The sequence below is a fragment of the Ruegeria sp. CDSC051 genome, assembly GCF_059610665.1.
This window is the reverse complement of the sequence record NZ_JBXWOC010000002.1, coordinates 277,773-295,182: the sequence shown is the minus strand read 5'-3', so window position 1 is coordinate 295,182 and position 17,410 is coordinate 277,773. Positions and strand designations below refer to the sequence as shown.

17 protein-coding genes are annotated in these 17,410 nt (G+C 52.3%); 10 read left to right on the top strand and 7 right to left on the bottom strand.

Annotated features, from left to right (window positions below):
- Window positions 1–47 precede the first annotated feature (47 nt).
- The 7 genes from AC2FH0_RS06970 (at window position 48) to AC2FH0_RS06940 (ending at window position 7,326) form a co-directional block, all read left to right on the top strand.
- Window positions 48–1,106 (top strand): NADH:ubiquinone reductase (Na(+)-transporting) subunit F, encoded by a 1,059-nt coding sequence (locus tag AC2FH0_RS06970; RefSeq protein WP_496788905.1) that lies wholly within the window; start codon window positions 48–50, stop codon window positions 1,104–1,106.
- A gap of 51 nt (window positions 1,107–1,157) precedes the next feature.
- The gene (locus AC2FH0_RS06965; RefSeq protein WP_496697161.1) at window positions 1,158–2,222 is read left to right on the top strand and encodes an aromatic/alkene monooxygenase hydroxylase subunit beta; all 1,065 of its coding nucleotides are present in this window, start codon (window positions 1,158–1,160) and stop codon (window positions 2,220–2,222) included.
- A gap of 18 nt (window positions 2,223–2,240) precedes the next feature.
- Window positions 2,241–2,612, top strand: a complete 372-nt coding sequence (locus AC2FH0_RS06960; RefSeq protein WP_496697160.1) for an MmoB/DmpM family protein — start codon at window positions 2,241–2,243, stop codon at window positions 2,610–2,612.
- Window positions 2,613–2,699: 87 nt separating this feature from the next.
- The gene (locus AC2FH0_RS06955; protein ID WP_496788904.1) at window positions 2,700–3,722 is read left to right on the top strand and encodes an amidohydrolase family protein; all 1,023 of its coding nucleotides are present in this window, start codon (window positions 2,700–2,702) and stop codon (window positions 3,720–3,722) included.
- A gap of 4 nt (window positions 3,723–3,726) precedes the next feature.
- On the top strand, window positions 3,727–4,530 hold the full coding sequence (locus AC2FH0_RS06950) for an iron-sulfur cluster assembly protein (protein WP_496788903.1): 804 nt from the start codon (window positions 3,727–3,729) through the stop codon (window positions 4,528–4,530).
- Window positions 4,531–4,596: 66 nt separating this feature from the next.
- The gene (locus tag AC2FH0_RS06945) at window positions 4,597–6,234 is read left to right on the top strand and encodes a molecular chaperone GroEL (protein WP_496705253.1); all 1,638 of its coding nucleotides are present in this window, start codon (window positions 4,597–4,599) and stop codon (window positions 6,232–6,234) included.
- 48 nt (window positions 6,235–6,282) lie between these two features.
- Complete coding sequence (locus AC2FH0_RS06940) at window positions 6,283–7,326, top strand: NAD(P)-dependent alcohol dehydrogenase (RefSeq protein ID WP_496697152.1); 1,044 nt, start codon at window positions 6,283–6,285, stop codon at window positions 7,324–7,326.
- A gap of 101 nt (window positions 7,327–7,427) precedes the next feature.
- Here the strand turns inward: AC2FH0_RS06940 and AC2FH0_RS06935 are convergent, their stop codons facing one another.
- From AC2FH0_RS06935 to AC2FH0_RS06910, 6 genes are all read right to left on the bottom strand, one after another.
- Complete coding sequence (locus AC2FH0_RS06935; RefSeq protein WP_496697150.1) at window positions 7,428–9,371, bottom strand: sigma-54-dependent Fis family transcriptional regulator; 1,944 nt, start codon at window positions 9,369–9,371, stop codon at window positions 7,428–7,430.
- A 143-nt stretch (window positions 9,372–9,514) separates the two neighbouring features.
- Window positions 9,515–9,997, bottom strand: coding sequence for a hypothetical protein (locus AC2FH0_RS06930; RefSeq protein WP_496702052.1), 483 nt, complete (start codon window positions 9,995–9,997; stop codon window positions 9,515–9,517).
- 300 nt (window positions 9,998–10,297) lie between these two features.
- Window positions 10,298–11,869, bottom strand: a complete 1,572-nt coding sequence (locus AC2FH0_RS06925; RefSeq protein ID WP_496702050.1) for a GMC family oxidoreductase — start codon at window positions 11,867–11,869, stop codon at window positions 10,298–10,300.
- Window positions 11,870–11,885: 16 nt separating this feature from the next.
- Complete coding sequence (locus AC2FH0_RS06920) at window positions 11,886–12,410, bottom strand: twin-arginine translocation signal domain-containing protein (RefSeq protein WP_496702048.1); 525 nt, start codon at window positions 12,408–12,410, stop codon at window positions 11,886–11,888.
- 18 nt (window positions 12,411–12,428) lie between these two features.
- Window positions 12,429–12,824 carry a VOC family protein gene (locus AC2FH0_RS06915; protein WP_496705248.1) on the bottom strand — a complete coding sequence of 132 codons (396 nt, stop codon included), beginning with the start codon at window positions 12,822–12,824 and terminating at the stop codon, window positions 12,429–12,431.
- Between the two features lie 110 nt (window positions 12,825–12,934).
- A complete protein-coding gene (locus tag AC2FH0_RS06910; protein ID WP_496697140.1) occupies window positions 12,935–13,228 on the bottom strand; it encodes a ribbon-helix-helix domain-containing protein in 294 nt (97 codons plus the stop codon).
- A gap of 500 nt (window positions 13,229–13,728) precedes the next feature.
- Here AC2FH0_RS06910 and AC2FH0_RS06905 point away from each other — a divergent pair, with 500 nt between their 5' ends.
- From AC2FH0_RS06905 to AC2FH0_RS06895, 3 genes are read left to right on the top strand one after another with little or no spacing between them, the layout of a single operon-like run.
- Window positions 13,729–14,718 (top strand): TRAP transporter substrate-binding protein, encoded by a 990-nt coding sequence (locus AC2FH0_RS06905; RefSeq protein ID WP_496788902.1) that lies wholly within the window; start codon window positions 13,729–13,731, stop codon window positions 14,716–14,718.
- A 5-nt stretch (window positions 14,719–14,723) separates the two neighbouring features.
- A complete protein-coding gene (locus AC2FH0_RS06900; RefSeq protein WP_496703044.1) occupies window positions 14,724–15,203 on the top strand; it encodes a TRAP transporter small permease in 480 nt (159 codons plus the stop codon).
- 4 nt (window positions 15,204–15,207) lie between these two features.
- Entirely contained in the window at window positions 15,208–16,497 is a 1,290-nt protein-coding gene (locus AC2FH0_RS06895) for a TRAP transporter large permease (protein ID WP_496788900.1), read from the top strand.
- Window positions 16,498–16,514: 17 nt separating this feature from the next.
- Here the strand turns inward: AC2FH0_RS06895 and AC2FH0_RS06890 are convergent, their stop codons facing one another.
- Complete coding sequence (locus tag AC2FH0_RS06890) at window positions 16,515–17,153, bottom strand: TetR/AcrR family transcriptional regulator (protein WP_496702039.1); 639 nt, start codon at window positions 17,151–17,153, stop codon at window positions 16,515–16,517.
- Window positions 17,154–17,410: the final 257 nt, after the last annotated feature.

The window sequence follows — 17,410 nt, the reverse complement described above, 5'->3', positions numbered from 1 at the left end:
AAGGTCCGAATTCCGCGCGTGATTTCGGGACACAGGAGACTCGACTAATGGGTGAAATATACAGGGTTCGTTTTGAGCCGGTTGGCTTGGAAATAGAGGTTGAAGAGGATGAAACCATTCTCGATGCCGCTTTCCGCCAAGGCATAGCTCTGCCGCATGGATGCAAAGAAGGCCAGTGTTCGGCTTGCAAATGTGTCCAGTTGGATGGCGACACCGAAATGCTCAAGTATTCAACCTTCGCACTCAATGACTTTGAGAAGGAAAGTGGACACGTTCTGATGTGCAGAACTGTGGCGTATAGCGACGTCGAAATTGAACTCCTGAACTATGACGAGGAGGTTTTATCGAAATCCATTCCGGTCAAAGAATTCAATGGCCGAATTGTCGATTTCCAAAAGCTGACCCATGACATTCGCGGTGTTGATATTGAAATTGATACACCGCTCAAATTTTGGGCGGGGCAATATGTCGACATCACGGTTACCACCGAAAAAGGGGAGAAGATTACACGCTCGTTCTCCATGGCAAATTCGCCGAGCGAAGCCCAGAAACTCTCCTTCATCATCAAAAAATACCCAGACGGGAGGTTCTCAAACGAGCTCGACGCAGGGGGGATCAAAAAAGGCGCCACCGTCGAAATCAGCGGACCGTACGGAATGTGTTTCCGACGGGAAGGCCGACAAGGACCGGTGATCCTGGTCGGGGCGGGTTCCGGCATGTCGCCGGTCTGGTCAATACTGCATGATCAACTCAGCAGTGGCGAAGATCGCGATATTTATTTCTTTTACGGGGCTCGCACGCAAGAGGATCTGATCAAGCTGGACGAGATCGCAGAGATCACTGGCGCCAATGCGAATGTCAAATTCATCCCAGTGTTAAGCCACGCAGATGATGACGATAACTGGACGGGTGCTAGGGGCTTCGTTCACGAGATCGTGGACGAATATCTAAAGGAATTGGACGTCGATGGAGAAGGCGATGTTTACGCCTGCGGTCCCCCTCCGATGATCGATGCACTGACGCCAGTGCTGTTCATGAACGACTTCGATGGCGAGCGCGTTTTTTACGACAAATTCACACCGACTTCCGGTTCATCAACCCACTGATGTTGGGTTGATCGCTAGTCATGTGAATGAAACACAACAAGGGAGGCTACCATGGTAGCTACATCAAGTTCCGTTGGATCCGGTGCCGCAGGCGCTGCAACGTTCGTCGGATCGACCAGCCGCAAATACAACTATTTTGAACCACGCGGCAAACGTGCCACGCATTACGAAGACGTAACTGTCGACGTGCAACCAGATCCCGAACGCTATCTGATCCAAAACTGGATCATCGAGTTCGAAGGGGGCAAAGGCGGCGGTGCCTATCAAAAGGACAATACAGCTGCGCTGAGTTCAAACTGGCACGCCTTCCGAGCCCCTGATCAGGAATGGGAGCGCACGCATTATCAGCGCCAGTCCAAAATCTGTTCAATGGTAAAATCGGTTGTCGACAATGCGCGCAAGGCAGGGGCCCACAAGTCTTTTGACAAGGCTTGGGAGCGTATCCTGCAAACTCATTTGGGTGCCTGGAAACATGCAGAGTTTGGTCTTGGCACATCTCTGATGCAAGCCCAGCGGTATGGCTATACTCAGATGATCAACAACGCCACGTTGACCAACTCGTCCTACAAAATGCGGTTGTGCCAGGACATCACGTTGTATCTGGCCGAGATCGGAATGGATATCGAAGGTTGGAACGATGAACTGGGCAAGAAAGCCTGGCTGGAAGATCCAATGTGGCAACCGTGCCGCGAGGCGATCGAAACCATCATGGGGTCGGAAGACTACCTTGAGCAATATTTCGCGATCAATCTGATCTTTGAACCGCTGGTTGGCGAGCTTTTCCGGTCGGGTTTCCTGATGCAGGCCGCCGCTGCGAACAATGACTTCATCACGCCGCCAGTTATCTCGGCCGCCGAGGCCGATTATGAGCGCAACCTCGCGAACACAATCGACCTTATGTACCTGCTGGCAAACGATGAAGAGCATGGTGCGCATAACAAGGCATTGTTCCAAACTTGGATCAAGAAACATGCTGATCTGGCTGACAAAGCCGTACTGGCGTTGCAACCAGTCTGGTCACAGCCGCATTCCAAGCCCGTTGCTTTCGAAGATGTCAAAGCCGTCTCGCAAGAGCGTCTTGGCCAAATCCTGTCTGAACTTGGCCTGAGCCGCTAACCCAAAGGAGAATTTACGATGTCGAGTACAGCACGCGACGCTTCAAAACAAAACATCTTCAAGCCGATGAACGAAATCAAGTTTGAACAGACCATTTCGCACCAGTGCGGTGTGACCATGAATGACTCTGTTGAAGCCCGGGCGATTGCCGAGTTCATGGGCGAAGATCCCAAAGTCACAGTAACCCACAACCCTGCGACCATCCGTGTCGACGGCGAGGGCAAACTGGTTTTCAAAATGGATGAGATCAGTGAATTTCTGGGTCGCGAAATGACTGCGGAAACTTTCGAAGTCAACACGTCCACTCATTATGGCCGGATGGTCCGGGTCGATGACAACACCGTCGTCCTGTTTGGAAACATGGACGACGTCTTCGAATATATCGAGTGACAAAATCGATGTGCGAACCCGGCTTTGCTCGGGTTCGCATTCCCAAACTTCACGGCGTGAAAATTCAGACTACCTGAGGAGGAATCGATGTTTAAAACCAAAGATGGCAAAGAAATATTCGTGGTCGACGGTCACACTCATTTTTGGGACGGCAGCCCGGAAAACCAGAGCAATATTCACGGTAAGCAGTTCATTGACTGCTTCTATGCTTACCACACCAACCTAAGCCCGCCGGAACAGCTGTGGGAAAAAGGACGGTTCGAAAAGTACTCGGAAGATGATGTCTATCGGGATCTGTTCATCGATGGGCCTGATGATGTGGCGATCATCCAGTCGACATATCTGCGCGACTTCTACAAGAATGGTTTTTCTAGCATTGAGCGCAGCAGCTCAATGGCCTCGCGCCATCCTGAGCGCTTTATCGTGAACGGGTCATTCGATCCGAGAGACGGTGAGAAAGCGCTGGAATACATCCATTACATGAAGGAAAACTTCGATATCCAAGGTGTCAAAATGTACACCGCTGAATGGAACGGAGAAAGCAAAGGTTGGGCCCTCAATGACCCTGCCGCTTACAAGTGCTTTGAACTGTGCGACAAGCTGGGTATCAAGAATATCCATGTTCACAAAGGTCCGACCATCATTCCGCTCAGCATGGATGCGTTTGACGTTCGTGATGTAGATTACGCCGCTACCGATTTCCAGAATCTGAACTGGATAATTGAGCATTGCGGATTGCCGCGCTTGGATGATTTCTGCTGGATTGCGACGCAGGAAACCAATGTCTACGGCGGTCTTGCCGTTGCCATGCCGTTCATTTTTACCCGTCCCAGGTATTTCGGTGAATTGATGGCGGAACTGCTGTTCTGGATCGGCGAGGATAAGATCCTGTTCGGCTCGGACTATGCAATCTGGACCCCTCAATGGCTTGTTGAGCAATTCTGGGAGTATCAGATCCCTGAAGACATCGCCAAAGAACGCGGCGTTCAACTGACCGATGAGATCAAAGAAAAGATCCTGGGTCTGAATGCAGCAGCACTTTACGATATCGATGTCGAAGCTAAGAAGGCTGAGCTTAGCGCATCACCAGTGCAGATCGCGGCGGAGTAAGCCGATGTTTTTGGAGATGCACAAAGATGAGCTGGAGTTGGAGATTTGGCAACGTCTCGATCTGGTCACGGATCCTGAGTTGGACGAACCGATCACCGATATGGGGTTTGTCGAACTTGTTGACGTGAACATCGATTCAAAACTTGTAGAGGTCGAATTTCGGCTCCCGACCTATTGGTGCTCTCCAAATTTTGCCTTTCTCATGGCGTTTGATATTCGCCATGAGCTTGGCAAGCTGAGTTGGGTTCGTAAGGTGAGAGTCACCCTTAATGATCACTGTTTTGCAGATCGAGTGAATGACGGCGTTAACGGTGAGAAAGACTTCACCGAAGTGTTCGCTGAATATTGTAATGGTGATGATCTCAATTCAATCCGTGCGAAGTTTCTGGAGAAGGCATTTATACGCCGTCAGGAAACCGTATTGCTTGGGTTGGAAGCCAAAGGTTTTTCCGGGCCCAAGATCGTCAACATGACACTTTCAGAATTTGACGCCATCGAGTTTTCCGGCGGTGAGGAGTCTAAGCAGAAACCGCGTTACCGCGAATTGCTGCTGTCCCAAAACTTGGCAAAATCAGCAGAAGATCCGGCTTTTGTCACTTGGGAAGGTGACCGTCTAACAGCGACTGGATTGCGCGACTACCTGGGTAAGCTCAGGGGTGTTCGTATCAACATGGAGTTCAACGGCGCGCTATGTCGGGGGCTCCAATCCACACGGTACAAGGAGGTTGAAATTGGTGAAGATGGACCGACATTGATCGATTTCATTCAGAACCGGGTGCCACCAAGAGTTTCTGAAGCCCGCAGCTAAAAACGTTTCACGCGTAACCGTCAACATAAGAAGCCATCGGTTCTAAGCCGATGGAAGGGAGAAGTCATGGCAAAACTACTGATACACAACGGAACAGCACGGCGGGCGCTCGCCAAGGGTGTTTCCAAACTGGCCGCGGCAGTGGAGCCGACCCTTGGTCCCAAGGGGCTGAACGCGATGATTGACCGGCCCGTCGGCACCCCTTTGGTGACCCGGGACGGTGTATCCATCGCATCCGAAATTGAGTTGTCCGACCGATTTGAAAACATGGGCGCCCAAGTGGTCCGTGAAGTGTCGATGCAGACCAATGAAGTCGCGGGCGACGGAACGACCACTGCAATAGTTCTGGCCAATGCTTTGATTCAGAAAGGCGTCGAATTGACCGCCGAGGGTGTCAAACCCGTGGATTTGTGCAAAGGCATAGAGCTGGCTGTACATAAAATCATCAACGCGCTGGATGAGGCATCGCGGTCCTGCGACGATAACCCCAGTTATCTGGAATCCGTCGCGCGGGTGTCCGCAACAGAACCTGAACTGGGATCGTTGGTTGCCGAAGCTTTCAAACGTGTAGGGAAAGAGGGTGTAATCACTGCCGATTTCGGGGTGACGATCGACACAACGCTTGAGGTGGTCGAGGGTATGTCCTTCGAGCGGGGCTATATCTCACATCATATGGTGACGGACCGTGAAAACATGGAAGCGGTCCTGGAGAATCCGCTGATTTTGATGACGGATCAAAAAATCCTGCGTCCTGAGATTCTGGATAATGCAAGACGCATTGCCGACGAACAGAAGCGACCTTTGTTGGTGATCGCTGAAGAAATTGCGCCAGAAGTCGTGATCTCGTTGATGGACAATGACGGTGCGGGCAAATACCTGATTGTGCACCCTCCCGAGTATGGTCACTGGCGCGCCGCGATGATGGATGATCTTGCGATCATGACCGGCGGTGAAGTGCTTGCGCGTGACCTTGGCAAAAAGATCGAAAACGTCACGTTGGCACAATTAGGTGGTGCTCAAAAGGCGCGGGTTACATCCTCTCTGACCAGCATTCTGAAGGGTGACGGTGACCCGGCTGCAGTGCGCGCTCGACGCGCGCAGGTGCAGCGCCAGCATGACGCCGCTCCGCCGAATATTGAGCAGGACAAGTTGCGTGAGCGTGTGTCCAAACTATCCGGCGGAACTGCTGTTATCTATGCCGGTGGTTTCACACCTGTTGAACAAAAGCGCAAAATTCAGTTGATCGAGGACTCCCTCTGTGCGGTTCGCGCGGCCTCTGAAGATGGGGTCGTCGCAGGTGGTGGAACGGCGCTTGCTCAGATTGGCTCGGTCCTGGAAGGCATCGTTTCGGCGAATGACGGCGATGTCAGCAAAGGTGTTGAATTGGTTCGCTCGGTTCTGACCCGTCCAGTCGAACGGATCGCCAGCAACGCCGGCGCGGATCCGAATGCAGTGATTGCATCCATTACGGCCGGTCCAAGAGGGCACGGTTTTGATGCGTCAAAGGGCGAGTTCCGAGACATGTTTGAAGCAGGAATAATCGATCCCGTTCGTGTCACTGCCAGTGCCTTGGTCAATGCGACATCAGTGGCAACGCTGATTCTGACCACTGAAACACTGGTCGGTGACCTGTCAGAAGGTGAAGCCGATCCGACCGAAGGCCCGGCCCTGGGTGGCGGTGCCGAATTGTTGGGCCGCCCGTAACCTATCGCTTTTGAAGACCCGAAAATAAGTTAAGAAAAGGAATGAAACATGAAAGCCGCACGCTTGTATGATTACGATCCGGCCATGAATGTTCAGCTAAAGATCGAAGAGGTCGCTGCCCCAACGGTAAATTCTCCGGATGAGGTGATTGTGAAAGTCGGTGCCGCAGGTTTGTGCCGTACTGATTTGCACATCATTGAAGGCGTCTGGAAAGATATCATGGATGTCGAAGGTAGCCTTTTGCCTTACATTATGGGCCATGAGAATGCCGGTTGGGTGGAAGATGTTGGCAGCAACGTGACCTCTGTCAAACCCGGTGATGCGGTGATTTGCCATCCACATCGCAGTTGCGGGATCTGTTTAAACTGTCGGTATGGCCACGATATGTATTGTGATCATGGCTTGTTTCCCGGCCTCGGTCTGGACGGCGGATTTGCAGAGTATTTCGTTACAAACGAGAGCTCATTGATCAAGTTGAACACCAATGTGACTCCGTTGGAAGTTGCCCCTATGGCTGATGCGGGCATTACTGCATATCGCGCTGCAAAGCGTGCGGCCGAACTGGTTTACCCAGGCGCATATGTCACTGTTCTGGGCGTTGGTGGCCTAGGGCATATTGCGATTCAGTGTTTGAAGAACCTGTGCGGCGCCCGAGTTATCGCAGTAGACCGTGAGCCAGGCGCGCAGGTTCTGGCCAAGGAACTCGGCGCCGACATTGTTCTTGATGGTGGTCCGGATCTGATTGAACAAGTCATGGATGTCACTGGCGGTGGTAGCCATGTTGTCATCGACTTTGTCGGCGAGCTTGGCGTCGAGAACATTTGCTGGAAGCTTTTGCGGCAAGGCGGCGAACTGATCGTTGTGGGTTATGGTGGTAAGATCGAGATCCCGACTGTCGACCTGGTAGTCAATGAAATCAAAATCGGCGGTAGCCTGGTTGGAGACTATACCGAACTTGTAGAGTTGATGGAGCTGAATGCCGATGGGTTGGTGAAGATGCACCAGACTGAGTATTCGCTTGATAACATCAATCAAGCGATTGACGATTTCAAAAACCGCAAGTTCACGGGACGCGCTGTCATCGTTCCTTAGAGTCGCAAATAACAGCCTAATTAGGGAACCTGTTCTGTCCGTCTCCCCATGGAAAATCGGTCCCTAAATGCGGCGGCAGATCTGATCTGTCGCCGCATCTATTATTTCCCGCGGCCAAGACCGTACAGGTTTATCTTCCGGTACAAAGTTGGGCGCGAAATTCCGAGTGATTGAGCCACCTTCGTCAGGTTCCCATTTTCCTGCTCAATGGCACGTTGGATGGCTTCGGATTCGATTCCATGCAGATTGAAATTGGTGGATACATTCCGGGGTGTATTCCCAAACATGCTGTCGCTTGGTTCGGGGCTGGAAATCTCTTCGGGTAGATCGGCGAAAGATACCCTTGCGGTACCGTGCAACAGGCAAAGCCGTTCGACTATGTTGCGCAATTCACGGACATTTCCAGGCCAATGATAGCTTTGAAGAGCGGCCATGGCATCTTGATCAAATTGCAGCGGTTCACGATCAAAATTCGCCGACAGTTTTTGATTGAAATGTTCAGTCAGCAAGACGATGTCCCGCCCACGTTCACGCAGTGGAGGTACATCGATGACTATGGTGCCAATTCGATAGAAAAGATCCCTGCGGAACCGGCCGGCTTCGATATCTTGCCGAAGGTTTCTGTTTGTCACCGCCACCAGTTGAACGTCAATCGGACGGCGTTTGTCACAGCCAATTCGATAAAGCGCCCTCTGCTCTAGCGTGCGCAGCAGATATGTTTGCAGCTCGGGTGGCATGTCGCCAACTTCGTCCAGGCAAAGGACACCGCCATTTGCCAGCTCAAACTTTCCGGGCCGACCTTCACGTAAGGCACCTGTAAAGGCCCCGGCAACATGGCCGAACAGTTCACCCCCGATAAGTTCACCCGAAATCGCTGCACAGTTGACGGCAATGAAGGGGGCTTTTTTATCGGCGTGATGGCTGTGGATGAGACGGGCGAACAGTTCTTTTCCAACGCCGGTTTCGCCCTGAACAAGAACCGTGACGTTTGCCTTTGCGGCCCGGTGGGCGAATTCGATAGCTTCCAACATCTTAGGACATTCGCCGAGAATTTGGATCTCGTCTTCTTCAACGCCATGCCGTGGCCGAATGGTGATCCCAGTGGATCGTGTAGGTGTCGGGGATGTTCTTTTCTCTGGAAGTATTAGTGCCGCGCCTTGAATCTGCGTTCCGGACTTAAGAATATCTATCTCAATACCGCTCAGTGAAGATGGTAATGCTGCGACCAAATCCCCGTCCGTCATATCTGGCGTCCAGGACAAAAGCTGTTTTCCGATCGGTAGGCCGCCAGTTTTCAGAATAGGTTCAACCTCGGTATTTCGACTGAAAACGATCCGGCCGGTTGAATCCAGCAAGACGACAGTGTCGTCTGTGCTGCGCGGCTTTTGCAAATCGATAAACGCCTCAAGCAAATTGGTTCGTTCTTCCCTTTGTTGTTCTGCCAGAGCGATTTCAATTTCTTTTGCGGCGGCCACAACCAGCGCTAAATTATGGGGGCGAAAAATATCCAGCGGTCCCGACAGATCGACGACCCCTAAGACTTGCCGGTCAAGCGGATCAAAGATCGGAACACCGGCACAGGTCCAGGATTTGATGCCCTGACAGAAGTGTTCTGACGCGTGCACATAGGTTGGTTTTCCTGTGCGCAAAGCTGTGCCGATACCGTTTGTGCCAATGACATTTTCGTCCCAGACACCGCCTACTTCCAGTTGGATATCACGCCCTTCGTCCAGGGTTTTATCATCGCCAATGGCATCGATTATTGTTCCGTTTCGGTCGGTCAAAAGAAGGACAGCACCGGACTCTGACAAATGGGGGCCAAGCCGCAGAAAAGCCGAGCGCGCAGCACGGCATAAAGAAGCGTTTTTCCGCTTCAATTCGTCTACGCGTTCGTCGCCAATTTTTTGCGGTGTGCCCGCCGGCGTCAGTGCGTTGATGCCTAAATCTGTGCACCTCGTCCACGAGTCCAGGATTTCCCGCCTTACGGTTTTCTCGACTTCTTCGGACTTTCGCCCAGTGTCGACGAAAGCTTCCCAAGCGTTCATTGTCGCTCTTTGGTCGCTGTCGTTGCTGACTTGCGTGAGGGGGGGGTTGGGGAAGGTGGAGGATCTGTTTCGCATGTTTTTCTTTCACTGACACCACCTCTAATAGATAGGCGGTTCAAAAAACGGCTACTTCTGGGATGGCCTCAAAGTTCGAGACGACGTGTTATGACATCTGCGAGCTTTTCCTTTATTTCATCAGACTCGATTACGATGTTGTTCAGGTCGCTCAAAACCTCTGTGACTTCATCGGGGAGTGGAGATACGAACCCATTCTCTTTGGTCGCCAGAGCGAAGAACTTTACGCCATCGTTTACGCGTATTTGTCCTAGGAACTCCATTTGTTTACCAGAGTTCGCATCCATAACAAAAACACGTTCATTTGTACTGATGCGAACGACGGGATTTAGTTCCGAGGGCGCAGATGGACCGCCATAGACATGGATGTTCAGGCCCTCCGGCTCTGGTTCTTTTTTGGCGTTTGCCATGGCAGCGCGGGAGCGCGAGTATCCGCCGCCGCTGATTTGATCTGCTAGTCGACGAATGGTTGCGCCGTTCCCTTGCAGAAGGCGCCTTGCGTCTTGGTCTTCACGGCGCGGGCCGTCTTTTTTCGAGAAAATATCAACCATGCCTAATCTCGCAGTTCCCTGTTTGTTCGGTTCGCCAAAAAAACAACGGGGCAACAACCGTGACAAAAGCGATATGTTTGTCCGCGTGCTATTTTGGCTTTTTATTATGTATCTTAAACTAGCAATTTCAGCCTTCTGAGTCTAGGCTGAGCACCGAATACAACGATGAAATGCCCTTAAAAACATGGGCTCTGGCATAGTTTTTCTTGTATCTTCAAAATCCAGCGGATTCACGCTGAAATAATGCGATCCAAATATGATGTTTTGGTGCCCGGATTGCCCGGGCACGCAAATAAAGTTTCAGAGATTACCCGCTGACATTTGTTCGGCAAGGTGGTCGGCTTGACGGATGGCAAGAGCCACAATGGTCAGTGTCGGGTTCTCGGCAGCGCCGGTTGTGAACTGCGAACCATCCGAGATGAAGAGGTTGGAAATGTCATGGGTCTGGCCCCATTTATTCACTACGCCGTCCCGCGGATTCTCGGACATTCGATTTGTCCCGAGGTTATGGGTGGAGGGGTAAGGTGGCGTCGGGAAGACCCGTGTCGCACCAACCGCTTCATAGACAGCAGCGCCTTGCGCATAGGCGTGATTGCGCATTGCAATGTCATTTGGGTGATCATCGAAATGTACATTCACGACTGGCAGTCCATGCTGGTCTTTCACTTCGTGGTTGAGCGTAACGCGGTTTGTTTCTTGTGGCATGTCTTCGCCAACGATCCACATACCGGCCATATTCTCGTATGAATCCAAAGCTGATGTGAATTCACGCCCCCAAGCGCCCGGATCCAAGAAGGCCGCCATGAATGGCAACCCAAGAGCCAGAGTTTCAAGTTCATAACCGCCGACAAAACCGCGACTTGGATCATGACGTGATTCATCTTGGATGATCCCTGCCATCGTGGTGCCGCGCCACATTTTCACGGGTTGATCGAAGACAGCATAGACCGAACCGGTCATGTGACGCATATAGTTCCGCCCAACCTGGCCAGAGCTGTTTGCCAAACCGTCAGGGAACATCGAAGAAGCAGAGTTCAAAAGCATTCTCGGGCTTTCGAACGAGTTGCCCGCAACACAAACTACACGGGCCTGTTGCATCTGAAGATTGCCATCTTTGTCGAAGTATTCGACGCCGGTGACTTTGCCTTCATCATTGTGCAGGATGCGTGCGACATGGGAGTTTTCGCGCACCTCTAGGTTGCCGGTGGCCTCGCCTGCAGGGATATCAGTGTACGCTGCGGACCATTTCGCACCCCACTTACATCCTTGAAAACAAAACCCGGTTTGTTGGCAGGCCAAGCGATCTTCGGTTTCGGCAGAGTTGATTGCCATACGACCGGTATTAACCTGCTCATACCCAAGCGCCTTTGCGCCTTTTTCGAAGACGAGATAGTTGTTGTTTCCCGGCAAGCCGGCACGATCTCCGGTTCGGGTCACACCCAGTTTGTTTTCGGCTTTGGTATAGTAATCATCCATCTCGCGCGGGTCGATGGGCCAGTCCAATAGGTTTGCGCCCTGAACGTCACCATAGGTCGTCGCGGCCTTCCATTCGTGGTCCTGAAAGCGCAGCGACGCTCCGGCCCAATGCGTTGTGGTGCCGCCAACGGCCTTGACGATCCAGGCAGGCAGGCCAGAAAAATCCTTTGCAACACGCCAGTCACCCGATGTCGTTCGAGGGTCGACCCAGGCAAGCTGGCCGAAACTTTCCCATTCGTCATTTACATAATCTTCTGGCAGGTATCGCCCGCCAGCTTCGAGCGCGACAACACTAATGCCTTTCTGCGCCAATTCGTTTGACAGAACGCCGCCGCCAGCGCCGGTTCCAATTACGACAACAACGCTGTCGTCGGTGAGATCAAAAGGTGCCGTCATGGTGCCATCTCTCCCTTTAAAGCCAGTTGATGTCGTTGAAGCCTCGGTCGATGTACCCCCCGAACTCGAAAGAGGAGCCCTCATACCCAAAAATTGGCCAAACGGCTTTTTGGTTGTAAAGACCGGTCACAAGACCACCGCGAACTGTCTGGAAAAACGGGCTATCTTCCATGCTGCGCAGAATATCGACGCGATCTCGTTCCCAGCCGGTGCCCAGGTAGCTGTCATATCCCTTGCCCTGTGCAGCCGCGTTCAGGGCGTCAATACCGGCCTCGACAGATGCTGCGGCTTCGTCGGTGTCATATCCTTTGACCGCGATCACGTAGAATTCGTCACCCACTTTGTCGTGCGGGTAGATATCGCGTGCCATCTGAACCAGCGTTGCAAATGTCTCGGGCTTTAGAACTGACGTTTCGACGGCCCAGGCTGCGTTTGGTGCGGCGATGAATGTTGCACCGACGACGAAGGACGCGCCTATTGCTGTCGCATTGGACAAAAGCTGTCGACGTGTCAGTCCCTTCCGGCGTTTTAAACTCTCCATCTTTTCCTCCCTTTGATTTTACTGAAAGCGACCAGACCGTTCGAGAACTTCAATCTCATAGCCATCCGGGTCGGTGACAAAGAAGAAGCGGCCGACAAGTCTGCCGTCCGGGGCAAACTCGACGAGCTTACGTGGAGATAACCCTTCGCGTTCGAACCGCGCATGTTCTTCATCAAGGTTATCGACAGACACCGCAAAATGGCCGTAACCATTTCCCAGCTCATAGGCTTCGGTCTGGCCTTTGTTGATGGTCAGTTCCAGCTCGAAACTACTTTCAGAGTTGCTGAGATAAACGAGCGTAAAATTCTCGAAATCAAGACGATCGGCAACTTTGAGGCCGAATGCTGTGCCGTAGAAGCTGACGGATCGTGCCTCGTTCAGAACACGTATCATCGAGTGTATTGCTTTTGCCAAAGCCCGCTTCCCCCTTCTGTTGTGACAGAAGCAGTCTACAGACCATCATTGGCTAGGCAGGTAGTATAGGCTTACTACCCTGCAGAATTTATATTCTAAGAACTCCGCGGCTATTCCGCGGCTACCGCTGGCTGTTCATCATGGGTAGAAATCTCCATGAATTTCAAACAGGCACAGCGTAAAAGCGACGTAAAATTAACGGGTTCTCCGCGAAGCTCCAGAACTTCGCTATGCAGCTTCGAGATGAAAACCGGTGTCGTCATCCCGTCATTATCCGCAATCGTATCAATGACTTGCCAAAATGCATTTTCGAGTCTGATGCTCGTGCTTTGGCCATTAATACGAATGCGCCGCGTTGCGCTCGCATAACGTTCCGGGTCTTGACCGGCAAATACCTGGCACATGCGCATTCTCCCTTCGGTTTCTTTTCTAGTCTGCACAAAAACCGAAGTTTTGCATCTTTTTTGACAAGCGCGATGCGTCATCCTGGCCAGGATGACCGACCTAAGGCGGATTTCTCAGGTTAGATTGAGTGCCTTTTCCTCGCTCACTAGGTTTGGGAGCTGTCTCGGGATTTCCATTGCGGCAACCTCTTAGTAGTTTTCTAATACATATCCAATAGGATATTAATGGGGCAAAAATTATGTATTACACACAATGGTTTCTACGACATTAGGCTACAATCGTTAGCCGAATTGGGGGCGGTTTTGGCTAATAGGTTCGAAATGTAGACCAACGCTATCGATGTGCCGTCAGCTTGCAAGGCTTGCGACATCTCTGATGCGCTCAATGTGAATTCTGAGATCGGCCCCGGAAACAACCGCGCCAATGGCTGTCCAGTTTAGAGAGATGCCGATTGGATTAATTCAGGGTTGTTTGAAACCGAATACGGAGGGGAAAACTCATGGGAATGCTTACGAGATTGATGAACGGTACTATTGCATCACTGACATTAAGCGCAGGCGCTGCATATGCAGCAGATGTCACACTTTTGTTAGGTCATACCGCACCAACGAATTCGGTGTTTCAGGAAAGCGCCGAGATTTTTGCCGAGTCACTGGACACCCTATCCGGCGGAACGGTTGCCGTGGATATTGTCGGCGGCGGCGCAATGGGGGGTATTCCGGATCACTGGGCTCAACTGCGGGCCGGTGATCTGGATCTGCATCTGTTTGAACTTGTCGGCGTCAGCTTCATGAAGGAAGCGTCGGACTTTTCAGTGCTCTTCGCGCCTTATCTGTTTGAAGATCAAGCGCATCTACACCGGTTTACAGAAAGCGAGCTGTTCAAGGCCATGATGGACCGCGCTGACACTGCGACCGGAATTCATTATGTCGGGTATGTTGGCGATCGCTATCCACGTGCGGTTTCCACTCGTGATATTGAAGTTGTCAAACCCGAAGACCTTTCGGGCCAAAGGGTGCGTGTGGCCATGCACCCGGCTATCGTAGCCACCTATGAAGCGTTTGGTGCGGTGCCGACACCGATCCCGTCGCCCGAACTTATGATCGCTTTAAAAACCGGAACGGTAGATGGTCAAGATCAAGGTCTCGTAGACTACCTTGACGCGGGCTATGATGAGGCCAGTCCCTACTACGCGCCAATCAATACCGTCCATGCCGGCATGGGGCTTTGGATGTCAGGTGGAAAGTGGGACACACTTACAGAGGAGCAAAAGGGTTGGGTGACCGAAGCCGCAACTGTCACTTCTGCGACTATAAACGCGGCCGGAGAAGCCCGGATGGAGGCCGCTCAGGCGCTTGCGGCGGAGCGTGGTGTCACGATTTCGACGCCGGATATTGAGGCCTTTCAGGAGGCCATAGCCCCAGTCATCGAAAAACTTGACGGAGAGATGTGGCCCGCTGGGTTGTACGACCAGATCAGAGGTCTCTGAGGTTCATGTTGCACGTCGTTGATTGGTCTAAACAGATCGACACCTCCCTTACATGGTTTTTGCGGGCTGTGCTGGGGGGGCTTTTGGTCGGGTTGGTGTTGCTGGAGTCTACGCAGGTCATTCTGCGCTACTTTTTTGCGCTGGGGTTGCCTTGGGCAAGAGATGTTTCAACAATCGGGTTGATGTGGTTGGCTTGGCTGGGCGCCCCGCTGTTGTGGATGAAACGTTCGCATATATCCGTCGATTTCATACCTGTGCCAAACATCCGGTCCCTGCGCAGGGTAGGGCAAATTGTTTTACAGCTTTCCATGGCGGTGAGCGGTGGGTTCCTGTTGTATCACGCGTCTGAGGCTGCGGCCCGCTATGCGCAGATTGATCTGACATCAATACCTGGCGCGCATGCAAACCAGAAGTTCTTTCCAGTGATGGTGGGGTCGTTTTTACTGATCTTGGTCAGTATCACGGCACTCGTTCAAAAGGACTGAAGCCGTGTTAGAGACTGCGTTTACCGTAGCCGTAATGATTGTCCTGATGCTGCTACGGTTTCCGGTGTTTTATGCGATGGCACTTTCGGTCGTAGCTTTTGCGTTTGTCTATGCACCGATCATGCGCCCCTCGGTCGTGGTGCAGGGATTGGTTCAGGGCCTCGACAATTCCGCCTTTACGGCGCTGGTCTACTTCATGGCTGTTGGCACAATCATGAACGCCGGAGGCATGAGTGCGCGATTGCTGGATCTCGCCCGGACTCTGTTGGCGCATATCCGGGGTGGATTGAGCCATGCCAATATCGGGTCGAGCATGATTTTCGCCGGTATCTCAGGCTCTGCCATAGCTGATGTCGCCGCAGTTGGATCAGTAATGATCCCCGCAATGAAACGCGATGGGTATAGCCCTGCCTACGCGGCGGCGGTGACTGCAGCCTCTGCGACCATCGGAATTGTCATTCCCCCCTCAATTCCGATGGTCGTTTTTGGGCTGTTTACGGGTGCAGATATCACGCGACTTTTCGTGGCTGCGATTTTGCCCGGGATTCTCATGGGGGTTTTCCTTTTGGGCGTATCGATCGTCGTTTCGATCAAGCGCGGATATCCCGCTCAGCGTTGGCAGGGCTGGCGTGCGGTTTGGGTCGCATTGCGGCGCAGTATCCTTGCGCTGATCCTGCCAGTTGTCGTCATTGGAGGGATGGTATCTGGCTTCGCAACTGTTTCAGAAATTGGTTCGATTGCCGTACTGTATTCGATAATTGTCTCACTTCTCATTTATCGCGAGACGACGCTGCGCAGCTTTTGTGCGGCGCTTGGGGATGCGGCGATTGACAGCGCCAAGGTCCTGATCATCGTCAGTGTGTCCGGTGCATTCATCTGGATCACCGCACGCATTGGGGTTGGGGCGCAATTCGTTTCAATGGTGAATGGGATTCAGCCCACTCCGACAATGTTTTTGGCGCTTGTGGCGGTTTTTATGCTGATTCTGGGGACGGTACTGGACCCGGTGATCATCACAATCGTTGTGGCCCCGATTGTGGCACCTACAGCGATCATGGCGGGGGTGGATATAGTTCAGTTTGGACTTGTGGTGGTCCTGGCCGGTGCGATTGGTCTGGTTACTCCACCGGTTGGCATTTTGCTGTTCGTGACCGCTGCCCAGTCTGGTGCCAGAGTTGGTCAGGTCGTGCGTGAAGCCGGAGTGTTCCTAATCGCATTGGCTGTCTTGCTGGCCCTGGTCGTTTTCTTCCCTGCGTTGACCTTGTGGCTGCCGAACCTCATGCTTGGGCAGTAGGCGTTGAAGCGTAGGTGCTATTGACCACTGATTTCCGGACGTGGACGCGCAGCCAGCTCAACCGCTGCATTCTTGCCAATTCCCGTCATGCACAAAAGTTGGGTGATGATTTGGCTTTTGCTGCTGTGAGGGACATTGTCATTGGTTATCGCAAGGGCGGCACCAATCAGGGCATGTGTGGTCAACCTCCAGACCAGCTCGGCATCAGAGACCTGAAATCGACCGGCCTGTGAGGCCCGCCTCAAGTCGCGAATGGCGAAGGGACCCATCATCCGGAACATCGTGTCTGATATGACCTCAGATCTGTGCAAAAGCTGTTTCCAGTGCGTGTCGCCTGTTGCTGTATCGAGCACGGTTCTAATACCAAAGGCGTAGACCTGGGCGGGGTCGTCGAACGTGTCCGTGACCTCTTCGATCCTCAACGCCAGATCATGCATCAGGGTTTCCAAAACGGCGATTGCCAATTCGTCTTTCGATTTGAAATAGCTATAGACTGTGCCAGCGCCGACATCTGCCTTTTCGGCAATCTCCAACATGGTCGCGGCATCGACGCCGCGCTCGGACATGATTTCACGAGCAGCCCCAATCAGCGCCTGTTTATTTCGACGCTGACGCTTTGCAACTCGGCCCTCCTTAACGGGGATCATTTCGCTCATTTTGAGTTCCGCCTGACAATAATCGAATCATATTCAATTTTGAATTTTGCCACAACTTCTTTCACAACCATTGGGAAAGTTGAAGCCTATGGATTGCTTCTGTCGTATTTTTGGATCTCACCCTAAAACGCCGGAATGCGATCATAACTTACGATAAACAAACAATAATATTTCTCACCTTCACTGGAAAGAGTGGCCTCCAATAGCGAATAGTATCCAAACTTGACGAGCATTCGAAAACGATCTAGCGTCAAGAA